Annotated in this window: 15 protein-coding genes; 12 read left to right on the forward strand and 3 right to left on the reverse strand. The window is 35.7% G+C overall.

From position 1 onward, the window contains the following. Positions 1-11: 11 nt before the first annotated feature. The 4 genes from NST77_RS07685 to NST77_RS07700 all read left to right on the forward strand — a co-directional run bounded on the left by NST77_RS07685 (position 12) and on the right by NST77_RS07700 (position 4732). Positions 12-536 (forward strand): YfiT family bacillithiol transferase, encoded by a 525-nt coding sequence (locus NST77_RS07685; protein ID WP_095328486.1) that lies wholly within the window; start codon positions 12-14, stop codon positions 534-536. 578 nt (positions 537-1114) lie between these two features. Further along, positions 1115-3442 carry a xanthine dehydrogenase family protein molybdopterin-binding subunit gene (locus tag NST77_RS07690; protein ID WP_341122868.1) on the forward strand — a complete coding sequence of 776 codons (2328 nt, stop codon included), beginning with the start codon at positions 1115-1117 and terminating at the stop codon, positions 3440-3442. Continuing rightward, the gene (locus NST77_RS07695; RefSeq protein ID WP_341122869.1) at positions 3432-4256 is read left to right on the forward strand and encodes an FAD binding domain-containing protein; all 825 of its coding nucleotides are present in this window, start codon (positions 3432-3434) and stop codon (positions 4254-4256) included. The genes NST77_RS07690 and NST77_RS07695 overlap by 11 nt, the downstream gene beginning before the upstream one ends. Further along, the gene (locus NST77_RS07700) at positions 4256-4732 is read left to right on the forward strand and encodes a (2Fe-2S)-binding protein (protein ID WP_445668907.1); all 477 of its coding nucleotides are present in this window, start codon (positions 4256-4258) and stop codon (positions 4730-4732) included. Before NST77_RS07695 ends, NST77_RS07700 begins: the two co-directional genes overlap by 1 nt. Positions 4733-4781: 49 nt before the next feature. Here NST77_RS07700 and NST77_RS07705 read toward each other — a convergent pair whose 3' ends face one another. Both NST77_RS07705 and NST77_RS07710 read right to left on the reverse strand, forming a co-directional pair. After that, the gene (locus NST77_RS07705) at positions 4782-4928 is read right to left on the reverse strand and encodes a DUF4021 domain-containing protein (RefSeq protein WP_095328489.1); all 147 of its coding nucleotides are present in this window, start codon (positions 4926-4928) and stop codon (positions 4782-4784) included. Between the two features lie 79 nt (positions 4929-5007). After that, complete coding sequence (locus NST77_RS07710) at positions 5008-5571, reverse strand: CBO0543 family protein (RefSeq protein ID WP_095328490.1); 564 nt, start codon at positions 5569-5571, stop codon at positions 5008-5010. Between the two features lie 146 nt (positions 5572-5717). On the opposite strand from NST77_RS07710, the gene NST77_RS07715 reads away from it, so the two are divergent. Together NST77_RS07715 and NST77_RS07720 are read left to right on the forward strand one after the other, a co-directional pair. Beyond that, positions 5718-5846, forward strand: coding sequence for a hypothetical protein (locus tag NST77_RS07715; protein ID WP_268877100.1), 129 nt, complete (start codon positions 5718-5720; stop codon positions 5844-5846). Positions 5847-6009: 163 nt separating this feature from the next. Continuing rightward, on the forward strand, positions 6010-6480 hold the full coding sequence (locus tag NST77_RS07720; RefSeq protein ID WP_341122870.1) for a YbaK/EbsC family protein: 471 nt from the start codon (positions 6010-6012) through the stop codon (positions 6478-6480). Positions 6481-6956: 476 nt separating this feature from the next. On the opposite strand, the gene lexA is transcribed toward NST77_RS07720, so the two are convergent. Further along, a complete protein-coding gene (gene lexA, locus NST77_RS07725) occupies positions 6957-7577 on the reverse strand; it encodes a transcriptional repressor LexA (RefSeq protein WP_047944821.1) in 621 nt (206 codons plus the stop codon). Positions 7578-7732: 155 nt separating this feature from the next. Between lexA and yneA the strand changes: the two genes are divergently transcribed. The 6 genes from yneA to NST77_RS07755 all read left to right on the forward strand — a co-directional run bounded on the left by yneA (position 7733) and on the right by NST77_RS07755 (position 12289). Next, positions 7733-8044, forward strand: coding sequence for a cell division suppressor protein YneA (yneA, locus tag NST77_RS07730; RefSeq protein WP_095328494.1), 312 nt, complete (start codon positions 7733-7735; stop codon positions 8042-8044). Positions 8045-8066: 22 nt separating this feature from the next. Then, the gene (locus NST77_RS07735; RefSeq protein ID WP_095328495.1) at positions 8067-8729 is read left to right on the forward strand and encodes a YneB family resolvase-like protein; all 663 of its coding nucleotides are present in this window, start codon (positions 8067-8069) and stop codon (positions 8727-8729) included. Positions 8730-8934: 205 nt separating this feature from the next. Continuing rightward, complete coding sequence (locus NST77_RS07740; RefSeq protein WP_047944818.1) at positions 8935-9168, forward strand: DUF896 domain-containing protein; 234 nt, start codon at positions 8935-8937, stop codon at positions 9166-9168. Between the two features lie 184 nt (positions 9169-9352). Continuing rightward, the gene (gene tkt / locus NST77_RS07745) at positions 9353-11359 is read left to right on the forward strand and encodes a transketolase (protein ID WP_095328496.1); all 2007 of its coding nucleotides are present in this window, start codon (positions 9353-9355) and stop codon (positions 11357-11359) included. Between the two features lie 184 nt (positions 11360-11543). Further along, positions 11544-11984, forward strand: a complete 441-nt coding sequence (gene sirA, locus NST77_RS07750) for a sporulation inhibitor of replication protein SirA (protein ID WP_095328497.1) — start codon at positions 11544-11546, stop codon at positions 11982-11984. An 86-nt stretch (positions 11985-12070) separates the two neighbouring features. After that, entirely contained in the window at positions 12071-12289 is a 219-nt protein-coding gene (locus NST77_RS07755) for a YneF family protein (RefSeq protein WP_016205025.1), read from the forward strand. The last annotated feature ends 142 nt before the right edge of the window (positions 12290-12431 follow it).

Here is a 12431-nt window from a genome sequence, read left to right on the forward strand (position 1 = left end):
GAATAAAAAATATGGATGAAAAATATCCAATTGGATTATTTGAATGGCAAAGCGAAATTACCGAAGAAGTCTTACAACAGTGGCTTGCTGAATTGGAGGAATATCCTGATAAACTAGCAAAAGCAGTTGTGTCTTTAAATGAAGAACAGTTAGATACTCCATATCGGGATGGCGGCTGGACAATTCGTCAAGTGGTGCACCATGTAGCAGATAGCCATATGAATGCCTATATCAGAACAAAATTAACTTTAACAGAAAAAGAGCCGACGATTAAGCCGTATGAAGAAGCACAATGGGCAGAGCTCGCCGATTCTGCACTGCCTCTTTCTGTCTCGCTCCAATTGCTTACTTCACTTCATGAAAGATGGACGTATTTACTCCGTTCCATTCTCTTTACTGATGATAGAAAAAAAGAATTTTTACATCCTGAAAATGGTAAGCAGTCGATTGAATTATTAATGGGAACGTATGCCTGGCATGGTCGGCACCATCTTGCTCACATTATCAATTTATGTAAAAAGATGGGGTGGGATTAAGAAGATAGTAGGAAAGCTCTTTCTCAGTAAACAAGGGATTATTTGAATCTGAATAGTTTTCCGAAAAGGACAATTTAATTTCGTCTCTGTGCTTAAATAGATTTCGAGAAGATAATGAAGGTTTGAACCGGAGCCGGAATACAGAAGGATTGGGTTAGTCGCGATTACTTTATGATTGCAGGCTCTCCAGTCTTGTTGCGCTGTTTTTTATGTGTATTCCGGTTACTCCGTTTAATCCTTTCATTTATAATGGAATTCTCCTCAGAATAAAAAAGTAAGGGATTGTATTGTTCTAGCTACTTAATTATTATATAGTAGCCATTACCTCATTAACCTTTACAAAATTTATAGACTGTTCTTTTTTGTTTATTTTCTTCATTAGACAATGAGAATGGTTAACGGATTTTCCTCAACCATTCATAAAATTTCCTTTTTTTTGCTTACACCACCTATATTTTTGAAAATATCCTCATATACATATAGAGATTTGTTTATTATTGACCAAGTTTTTTTATAATTGAATAATCTCATAAAATCCATTCTAGAATAATCTCGAGGAATAGAAGAGGAGGGGCACTGTGACGTATATTGGAAAAAGTGTTTTTCGAAAAGAATCCCTCGAAAAAGTGACAGGGAGAGCAAGGTATACGGCTGACTATCTCGCTAGTGATGCTCTACATGTGGAAATGGTGAAAAGCTCTTATGCTCATGCAAATATTCGCTCCATTGAAATAGAAGAAGCACAAAGGCTAGATGGCGTACGAGCAATAATTCTCGGAGATAATCTTCCTCTAATTGGGGAGGAAGTAATTGATCGACCGGCCCTTGCAGTTAATAAAGTTCGTTATTATGGGGAAGTAATTGCGCTTGTTGTAGCGGAAACCATTCCTATTGCCAAAAAGGCAGCACAGCTTATTCGCATTGAATACGACCCTCTACCTATTGTAAATTCACCGCTTCAAGGTCTTGAAGAAAACGCACCTCTTCTTCATGAAAATATGCTTGATTATACAAAAGACGAAGGAATATACCCTGTAGAAGGAACAAATATTATTAATCATACTAAGATCAGAAAAGGGGATATTCAGGCAGGTTTGCAAGAAGGGGAAGTCAAAATAGAATCTCATTTTTCCATTCCTTTATCCGATCATGCCGCAATGGAGACAAGAGCAGCTCTTTGTGAAATTACCGAAAGCGGGATTGTCCGAATTGTAACCAGCTCTCAAGCCCCTTATATGGTGAAAAAAATTATCAGCAGGGATTTCAAGGTGGAAACAGGGAAGGTTGTGGTGGAAACTCCCTTTGTTGGTGGTGGCTATGGTGGCAAGGCATCTGTACAGCTTGAAATTTTTGCTTTTATTGCATCAAGAGCAGTCGGCGGGCGAAAAGTGCGTTTATTTAATACAAGAGAAGAAGATATTGCGGTTTCGCCAGTACATATCAGTTTAGAAGCAACCATTCAGCTCGCTTGCACAGAGGACGGAAAACTAACAGCTGCAAAACTGAAATACGTATTTGATGGGGGCGCATATGCCGATAAATCTCCACATCTTAGTACAGCTGGAGCGGTTGATTGTACAGGACCTTATAAAATAGAGAATGTTTGGTGTGATGCTTTATGTATATATACCAATCATCCATATCCTGCTCCATATAGGGGCTTCAGTCATGGAGAGGTACATTTTGCTTTTGAAAGAGCAATGGATATGCTGGCAAAAAAAGTGAGAATGGATCCTCTTCGGTTTCGCAGAATAAATGCAATCCGTCCAGGTGATACCACACCAACACAAGTGTTGTTAACAAGCAGTAAAGTTGGAAATGTTGAAAAATGCATTGATCGATTACATGAAATGATGGAATGGGAAAAAGGACAATTAGAAGAAATTTCTCCTAATAAAGTACGCGTAAAAGGAATCGCATGCAGCTGGAAAAATTCAACTATTGGTCCTGGTGTCAGTTCGGGTGCCGTTATTACCTTTAACTCCGATGGGAGCATCAATCTTATGTCAGGCTTAGTGGAAATAGGTACGGGAACAAAAACGGTCTTGGCACAAATTTTAGCAGAGAAGATGCAAATGAAGGTGGAGAGAATTCATGTAAGAATGACGGTGGATACACAAACAGAACCAGAGCATTGGAAGACAGTAGCAAGCAGGGGTACGTTAATGGCCGGTAGAGCAGTAATGGCTGCAGCAGATGATGCCATTCGCCAACTGAAAAAAATGGGAGCAATCGTATTAAGGGCTTCAGAAGATGACATAGAGGTTGCTAATGAAACGGTATATTTACGAGATAATCCGCAAAAATTAGTGCCTTTTAAAGATATTGTTTATGGTTACACCTTTCCCAATGGCAATTCTATTGGTGGGCAAATTATTGCAAATGGAAGCTATACACTTACTGGATTAACGAAATTAGACCCTGAAACTGGTGCAGGGAATCCTGGTCCTGAATGGGCAGTCGCAGCACAAGGAGTCGAAATAGAGATAGACATAAAAACATTTCGCTACAAAATCCTTAAAGCAATAACCGTTGTAGATATTGGCGAGGTATTGAACTACAAAGGAGTACTGGGACAAATTAAAGGGGCCATGAGCATGGGCATTGCTTGGGCTGGAAGGGAAGCCTTTTATTTTGATGAGAATGGGAGGATTCTTAATCTGCAATTACGAACCTATCGGCCTCTAAGGTTTGGCGAACATCCTAAATATGAGGTAGCAATAATAAAAACACCTCATTTAGAAGCGCCGTTTGGAGCAAGAGGAGCAGGCGAACATGGTATGATCGGTATTCCTGCAGCAATAGCAAATGCACTTTCAAAAGCAGTTAATCATGAATTAGTCCGGCTGCCTTTGACTCCAGAATCCATCTGGCGGCAGACAAAGGAGGAAGTACATGGACTTTGAATTTAAGAAGACATCTACTATCGGTCAAGCATTTGCACAGTTTGCCAAAACAAAGACGGAAAAACGACAACCTGCTTATTATGCTGGTGGCACAGAAATCCTCACATTACAAAGAGTTCAACAGTTAAACATTGATGTAGCCATTGATATTAAAGATATTCCAGCTTGCCTTGTTCATCAGCTGACAGAAGACTATCTTGTTTATGGTTCCTGTCTCACTCTAACTGAAATAGAGGAACATAATCATTTTCCATTACTAACAGATGTCTGCAAAGAAATTGCCGATCGTACTGCGAGAAATAAAATAACAGTTGGTGGTAATATTTGCGGTGCTATTTTTTATCGAGAGGCTGTTTTACCTTTTCTTTTGACAGACAGCATTCTTGTGCTTGCTGGCAAAAATGGATTGAGAACAGAATATATTCATGATGTTTTCCATCAGCAATTACAGCTTCCAGATGGAGAATTATTTGTGCAGGCATTTATTGAAAAAAGGTACATAACTTGTGCGTACATTGCCATTAAAGTGAGGCAGCAATGGGAAACCGGTTATCCGTTAATTACCATTGCTGCCTTAGAAATAGATGGTGAAATTCGAATGGCCTTTAGTGGTTTATGCCCTTATCCGTTCCGTTCCCTCATATTAGAAAATATAATCAATAATCGAGTGCTCAGTCGGCAAGAACGAATCAATCAAATCGTAAATCAATTACCTGGACCCATTTTAAATGATGTCGAGGGATCAGATGAATACCGTATATTTGTGCTTACAGATCTTTTAGAAAAAGTAATAGCACGACTGGAGGGAGATTAATGGTCGAAAAAGAACCTAATTTGCTGACGATGAAGTTACGTGTCAACGGGGAAAATCATTTAGTAGTCATTCCTCCATATAAAACCCTACTAGCAGTATTAAGGGAAGATTTATTTTTAACAGGATCTAAGCCTGGCTGTTTCAATGGAGATTGTGGCGCATGTACCATTATGGTTGATCAAATGGCGATGAAATCGTGTTTAATGCTTGCAATAGAAGCTGTTGGAAAGGAAGTAATAACTATAGAAGGATTAGAGAATAGTCCTCTTCAACAAACATTTATCGAGGAATTTGCTTTCCAATGTGGGTATTGTACATCTGGGTTTATTATGAACGGCCATGCATTGCTTCTAAATGAAAAGAATCCTGATAAAGAAAAAATAAAAGAATGGCTAGAATCGAATATATGTCGCTGTACAAGTTATGAAGAGATCGAAACAGCGATGTTTAAAGCGATAGAAAGAAAAAAAATATAAGATTAAATGCCCCTGTAGTCTAATATGTATGCTGCAGGGGCTTTTTTAGTTATTGCTTTAATTGACTATTTGAGTTATGACGCACATCTTCTTCTTTTGTTTCCGCCATGCCGTATAAACCATTCATTTCTTGTTCATCTTCATCTAGACCTAATCGATCTTGAAAGTTCGCATTTTTTACATTAGGATCTTTCATCTTTGTTCCCTCCTTTTTAAGTTATTACTTTCGTTAGTTTGTGAAAAAATGAAAATTATATGTGATATAAAAGAAAAGGTTAATTAGGAAGTGCCTTTTTTATCTTTTCAAAAATACTTTTTAAGATAACGCCTAGTATGATAAAACCAATAAAAGATCTTGTATGGGACCAATACTCGCCTAATATAAACATTTTTCGAAGCATAAATAATGGTTCAATAATATAAGAGAATAGAATCGACCAACCTAATGTCGCTAACATAAAGTGTTTCCAATTTGTAAAATATTGATAGACAATCATAGCCGTTATTGGAATAATGACCAAATTAGCAGGAATGAGAGGACTGATAATGGGGATAATTTTGTCTGGATAGCTCCATAGCATAAACTCAGTACCAATAACATCAAGGATCATGCAAAAAGTGGCACACACCATCCCATAAGAAAAAATTTCAAAAAAACGATTTTTATCTACAAGTTTCCACCAAATAAAATAAGGAATAATGGTTGCGAGAAATAGAATCCACCAGTTCGTCGACAAAAAGTCATGCTGCAGCCAATGATCGATGGAAAGTTGAGTTAATTTTTCTTTTTCTTGTTCGATTTCAATATTGCTAGGATAGTGTAAGATAAAACTTAACATGTATGTCACCACTTTTTATCCTTGATTTGAAGAAGATTTTATAAAATTAGTATGAGTGTATTAAAAAATTATTATTAGTATTAATTTATGTATACATAAATTTACCAATAAAGAGGATATTAATAGTTATAAAGGTGGGACAACAAATGAAAAAAAAGTGGAAAAAATACAAAGTTTATATTATTGGCTTATTTTATATCCTCTTTATTAATGCGTTAATTGCAGCAAGCTATATTATTGGGTTTAAGGAATTCAAAAAACTAATTACTTTCTAAACCAATTGTCTATATTGTGTCTACACAATATAGAAAGTGTCCTTTGTTAGTTAGAGGACACTTTTTTTTAGGCGTAATGGAGTGCAGGAAAAAGTATTTGAGCTGAGATCTGTTAAGTGATATATTTAAAATATTATGAAAATTCTAAAGGGGGGGTCTGTCATTGTCGTTAGAAAATGTACAAGCATATCTAAGTAAATGGAATAAAGAGAAAGATATACTACTATTTACAACTTCTAGTGCAACGGTTTTGGAGGCAGCTGAAACTTTAGGGGTAGAACCACAAAGGATAGCGAAGACATTGTCATTTCGTAAGGATAATAATGCGATATTAATTGTTACAGCAGGTGATGCTAAAATTGATAATAAAAAATTCAAACAAGCTTTTTCGGAAAAACCAAGGATGCTTTCACCAGAAGAAGTTTTAGAGAAAACTGGTCATGCTATAGGCGGTGTTTGTCCTTTTGGATTAACGGAAGATTTACCTGTCTACATGGATGAATCATTGAAGCGATTTAATACGGTCTTTCCGGCTTGCGGCAGTAGCAATTCAGCTATTGAATTAACCAATGAAGAACTTTATATATACGGAAATGTAGAGGAATGGGTGGATGTATGTAAGGGTTGGGAGTGATACAAAAAAGAAATTGTTTGAGCATTAATTAGAAAAATAATCATCAGCTCTTTTTTTGTATTAGCCAAATAGGTAATTGTGCAATATATATATAGGAACTTATGGACTTTATTAATATGAGAATAATTTAGTAGCTTTAAAGGGGACTGCATCGTGAGAGAAGCTTATCACTATGTGATAAGCTTCTCTCAGACTGTCGACAAACTCCTAATTCGGTAATTAGGAGTTTGTCTTAGTTTATATATATACATTCTTTTAAATAAGAGTTGATTTCCGTTGCAGGGGTTCGCTTTCCGTGGGGCTCGCGCTGAGCCGCTTCGGCCTAAAGGCCTGCAGGGTCTCAGACTGTCTCGCAGATCCCACAGGAGTCTCACCCCTTTCACTCCAATCAATGCATAATAATACCATTTGCATTTCCTAAATTCCTTTTGTCAACAAGCTTCTCTATTTTCTGCCTCTTATTCTACTATTAAATATTATTGAATATGACGATATACACCAATTACTTTTCCAAGAATACTTACATTTCGTAGGATAATCGGTTCCATGGTGCTATTCTCTGGCTGAAGGCGGATAAAATCGCGTTCTTTAAAGAATCTTTTAACAGTAGCTTCATCTTCCTCTGTCATTGCCACCACTATATCTCCATTATTTGCTGAATGCTGCTGTCTCACAATAACATAATCACCATCTAAGATCCCAGCTTCAATCATACTTTCTCCCATTACTTCAAGCATGAAAATTTGTTCATCACTTGGTGCTAGTCTTTCAGGCAGTGGAAAATATTCTTCTACATTTTCAATTGCCGTAATAGGCATACCCGCTGTTACCTTACCGACAACAGGCACATTAATAATATTATATTTTGGTATATTGCTTTCTTCTAAATCCAAAATTTCAATTGCTCTAGGTTTCGTTGGATCACGACGAATTAACCCTTTACTTTCTAACCTTGCCAAGTGGCCATGTACCGTAGAACTCGATGCAAGACCAACCGCTTCTGCAATTTCACGAACAGAAGGTGGATATCCTTTTAGCTTTACTTCTTCTTTTATGTATTCTAGTATGTCTAATTGCCTCTTTGAAAGCTTCTGCATTATATGCACCTCGTTATTTTATTCTTGCATTAATTATAGCATGTTTAAGAACAGGATACAAACATAAGTTCTATTTTATTGTTGACAGGAAACGTTTGTTCGTATTAAACTAAAAATATAAACGAACATACATTCTAAAAAAGGTGGAATTATAGATGTCTAAATTGTGGGAAAAATATTCATATACTATTATTCTTTTAATTTGTGGTTTTATAGCGTGTATAATAATTGTAGTTAATACAGGTGAAGCAGATTCTAGCAAATATTTATCGGTTACCGTGAAAAATGGGGAAACTGTCTGGGAAATATCTAATGAATATGCAGGCTCTTATAATATGTCAAAAAAGCAATTTATTAAATGGGTAGAACAACAAAATAATATCTCTGCAAATAATATTTCGGCAGGAAAAGAAATACTTATCCCAGTACGTGAAGAGGATCATCAACTAATGTTAGCATCAGAATAATAGAAAAGGAATTATAATAGTAATGAATAAGGAAAAGAATGCAATTATCTATTGTCGTGTAAGTACAGATAAAGAAGAACAGACCACATCCCTTGAAAGACAGGAAGAGGAATTATTACAATTGGCAAGTAAAATGGGCTTTGAAGTAAAAGAAATCATCTCCGAAAGAGCAAGTGGATATGATTTAGATAGAGAAGGATTACTGGAACTTTTATCAAGGATAAAGGAAAAGGATATATCGTCCATTCTTATCCAAGATGAGACAAGATTAGGCAGGGGAAATGCTAGAATAGCGATTTTACATTGTATATTAAAGGAAAATGTCAAAGTTTATAGTGTTTCTTCATCAGGAGAACTTACACTTTCTGAAGCAGATGAAATGGTATTAAAAATTGTAAGTATTGTAGAAGAATATCAGCGAAAGATACATAATTTAAAGATAAAAAGAGGCATGAGAAGAGCTGTAGAAAATGGATATCGCCCTGATAGAAACTTAAAAAACTTAGGAGATCATTCAGGAAGGCAGAAGATAGATGTTCCTATTGAAGAAGTGGTGAAATTAAAGCAAAATGGGTTAACGTTTGCCGAAATAACATCTACTTTAAAAGGATTAGGCTACAGCTTTTCTAAAGCTACTATACATAGGAGATATCAAGATTATATCGAGCAAAAAACAGAAAAGTAATGGAGAAATCTCCATGTCAGTCTTTACAATAGGAAACTGCTTTTATTTATGTTATAATAGATTTCATCAAGCCAGTTACAAGTAAACTGGGCTTTTTTATTTTATTATGCCAAAATAAAAATACACAGTTAGTGCATTATTGACAGATGATGAAACAAGTTATCTTATCGCACAACCATGAAAACTTTAATAAAAGGAGTATAATATGTATCCTAAAAATAAACTTGATCGTATAAATGAACTCGCAAAAAAGAAAAAGGAAACTGGCTTAACGCTAGAAGAAGCAAAAGAACAAACAAAATTACGCGCAGATTATTTAAAAAATTTTCGTTCAACTATGGTAAATACAATTGAAAATGTAAAAATTCTTGATCCAAATGGAACGGATGTAACACCTCAAAAGATTAAAGATATTCAAAATAAAAAGAAATTACACTGATTTTTTCCTTTAAATCTAACCTTAACATTTATATGTTAAGGTTTTTTATGTTTTCTAAAGGAAATTATGGGTAAAATACAAAATAAATGTCGAAATTATATAGTGGTGCTTCTTTCTAGTGTACATATATAGAAAAAGAATCATATTGGCTACTAAAATCAAGGAAATGAGAGGATGTTGAACATTGAATACAAAATTAGATCATTTATCTATTGCTTCAATTAGAACACTTTCTATTGACACAATCGAAAAAGCTAAATCAGGCCATCCAGGAATGCCGATGGGTGCTGCACCGATGGCTTATACGTTATGGACATCTTATATGAATCATAACCCTAAAAATCCAGAGTGGTTTAATCGAGACCGCTTTGTTTTATCTGCAGGACATGGCTCTGCTTTACTATATAGCTTATTACATTTATCAGGCTATGATCTATCCCTTGATGATTTAAAGGGGTTTAGACAGTGGGGAAGCAAAACACCAGGACATCCAGAGTATGGACATACCGCAGGAGTGGATGCTACAACTGGACCCTTAGGACAAGGAATTGCGATGGCGGTTGGTATGGCACTTGCAGAAAAACATTTGGCAGGTGTATATAATAAAAATAATTATCCAATTGTCGATCACTTTACATACAGTATTTGTGGCGATGGGGACTTAATGGAAGGAGTATCTGCAGAAGCGGCTTCTCTAGCTGGACATTTACAGTTAGGGAAATTAGTTGTGCTATATGATTCCAACGATATTTCTTTAGATGGTGATTTGGATAAATCGTTTTCCGAAAGTGTAGAACAGCGATTTAAAGCATATGGATGGCAATATATCCGTGTCGATGATGGCAATGATACAGATCAAATTGCAAAAGCAATAGAAGAAGCAAAGAAAGATCAATCAAAGCCTACATTAATTGAAGTGAAAACGATTATTGGTTTTGGCGCACCAAATAAAGCTGGAAAATCATTAGTTCATGGAGCGCCACTTGGTGCAGATGAATTAAAATTAACGAAGGAAGCTTATAATTGGACGTTTGATGAAGATTTTTATGTTCCAGAAGAAGTTTATAATCATTTTAAAGAAAAAGTCTTTATGAATGGTGAGAAAAGAGAACAGGAATGGAAGGAACTTTTTGCAAATTACGAAAAGGAATTTCCGGAACTAGCTCAGCAATTAAAAACTGCTCTAGCAGATACATTACCACAAGGTTGGGATCATCAAATACCTGTATATGAGGAAGGCAGCAGTCTAGCAAGTCGTGCCTCTTCAGGGGAAGTTATTAATAGCATTTCAAGCGAGCTGCCATTTTTAGTTGGAGGATCTGCCGATTTAGCAGGAAGTAATAATACAATGATTAAAGGAGGAAAGGATTTTACTCCTGAAACGCCTGATGGAAGAAATATATGGTTTGGCGTTAGAGAATTTGCAATGGGTGCAGCTTTGAATGGAATTGCTCTTCATGGAGGATTAAAAATATTTGGGGGTACTTTCTTTGTATTCTCTGATTATTTAAGACCTGCGATCCGTCTCGCTGCTTTGATGGGATTACCTGTTACGTATGTTTTCACCCATGATAGTATTGCGGTAGGTGAAGACGGACCAACTCATGAACCAGTTGAGCAATTAGCTTCATTAAGAGCAATGCCTAATCTTTCTGTCATTCGTCCAGCGGATGGTAACGAAACAGCTGCTGCTTGGAAAATTGCACTTGAGTCTACAAATAAGCCAACTGCTTTAGTCTTAACTAGACAAAATTTACCGACTATTAAAGGGACAAAAGATAATGCATATGAAGGTGTATCGAAAGGTGGATATATTATATCTCCTTCTAAAACGGAAACCCCTGATGCATTATTAATAGCAGCAGGTTCAGAAGTCGGCTTAGCAGTTGATGCACAAAAAGAATTAGAAAAAGACGGAATCAATGTTTCAGTTGTCAGTTTACCAGCATGGGACCGTTTTGAACAGCAAACAAAAGAGTATAAAGAAACCGTTATTCCAAAAAACGTAAAGAAGAGATTAGCAATCGAAATGGGAAGTTCTCTCGGCTGGCATAAATATGTTGGAGATGAAGGAGATGTTCTTTCAATTGAAACTTTTGGAGCATCTGCGCCAGGAAATAAAGTATTAGAGGAATATGGATTTACAGTGTCCAATGTGGTCAAACGGTTAAAATCATTACTAGAAAGTTAACTCATCAAGGATGGCTGGAAAAGAATTCTTCACCAACCAATGGGGGGGATCGCATTTTCCATTCCATCCTATTTTCTTCGTTCGACAAAATAAGTCTGTTTTTTTAACACCTTGAGACACATCTTGGAGATATCCTTCTTTATAATAGAAGGAAAAGAAGTGGACAGGTTGGTGAAGATTCAGTATGAGAAGATATCAATTGTATTTAATTAAAGAAAAAATCGCTATTCACTATAATGGTAGAGAACGTTTGTTTTACAATTTATTTTCGGACCATACTAAAACAGACGATGGACCATTAAAGGAGATCCTGCAAAAACAAGTGGATTTTATTACGCTTCCTATTTCTAGATGGATGATCGAAAATCAACTATACTCCGCTTTACAAAGAAACAAGAGCTTCCGATATAAAGATGGTACTTTTTATATTGAAAACGGAAATTTAAGCAGTGCAACATTAACGATAAAAGATGATTCTTTATTTATAGAAGCAAAGGGTTACTATGATGCGGAATCCATTTTCTTTGAAATTATAAGGAAATACGAACCTTCTTTCTTAGCAATTGATGTGGAAAATGGCCGATTTGGCTGGTTAAAACCAATTAAGGAAAGAAATTTTGTCTAAAATGGAGAAATTCTGTAACAGATATTGTATAATATTATCTGGTCTAGTACACTAAAGTATAGACAACATGAAGGAGGAAAAAAGATATGCCTTGGTACGCATGGTTAAGTATTGTCGTAGCACTAATCGCCGGTATCGTTATCGGATTTTTTATTGCGCGTAAATACATGATGAACTACTTAAAGAAAAACCCACCAATTAATGAACAAATGTTAAAAATGATGATGATGCAAATGGGAATGAAACCTTCTCAAAAGAAAATCAATCAAATGATGACAGCAATGAACAAACAACAAGGGAAATAATAGGACAAGCATTCAGTAAAACCTATTTTTCTGTTTTGATAAGAGAGGATTCTGTCATTATTTATAAATAAATGGTAATTCTCATCAGAATTTCTAAACCACTTTTTTCTGATTCCAAGGTTGTAGAGTGAATTTTTCATCT

It is taken from the genome of Niallia sp. FSL W8-0177 (genome assembly GCF_038006285.1).
Classification (GTDB): domain Bacteria; phylum Bacillota; class Bacilli; order Bacillales; family Cytobacillaceae; genus Niallia; species Niallia circulans_A.

Excerpts from the sequence above, each read along its gene's own strand:
- NST77_RS07735 (WP_095328495.1), top strand. The coding sequence starts at position 8,067 with ATGAATAAGGAAAAGAATGCAATTATCTATTGTCGTGTAAGTACAGAT.
- lexA (WP_047944821.1), bottom strand. The coding sequence starts at position 7,577 with ATGCAGAAGCTTTCAAAGAGGCAATTAGACATACTAGAATACATAAAA.
- sirA (WP_095328497.1), top strand. The coding sequence starts at position 11,544 with ATGAGAAGATATCAATTGTATTTAATTAAAGAAAAAATCGCTATTCAC.
- NST77_RS07715 (WP_268877100.1), top strand. The coding sequence starts at position 5,718 with ATGAAAAAAAAGTGGAAAAAATACAAAGTTTATATTATTGGCTTATTT.
- NST77_RS07700 (WP_445668907.1), top strand. The coding sequence starts at position 4,256 with ATGGTCGAAAAAGAACCTAATTTGCTGACGATGAAGTTACGTGTCAAC.
- NST77_RS07755 (WP_016205025.1), top strand. The coding sequence starts at position 12,071 with ATGCCTTGGTACGCATGGTTAAGTATTGTCGTAGCACTAATCGCCGGT.
- NST77_RS07685 (WP_095328486.1), top strand. The coding sequence starts at position 12 with ATGGATGAAAAATATCCAATTGGATTATTTGAATGGCAAAGCGAAATT.
- NST77_RS07695 (WP_341122869.1), top strand. The coding sequence starts at position 3,432 with ATGGACTTTGAATTTAAGAAGACATCTACTATCGGTCAAGCATTTGCA.
- NST77_RS07710 (WP_095328490.1), bottom strand. The coding sequence starts at position 5,571 with ATGTTAAGTTTTATCTTACACTATCCTAGCAATATTGAAATCGAACAA.
- yneA (WP_095328494.1), top strand. The coding sequence starts at position 7,733 with ATGTCTAAATTGTGGGAAAAATATTCATATACTATTATTCTTTTAATT.
- NST77_RS07740 (WP_047944818.1), top strand. The coding sequence starts at position 8,935 with ATGTATCCTAAAAATAAACTTGATCGTATAAATGAACTCGCAAAAAAG.
- NST77_RS07705 (WP_095328489.1), bottom strand. The coding sequence starts at position 4,928 with ATGAAAGATCCTAATGTAAAAAATGCGAACTTTCAAGATCGATTAGGT.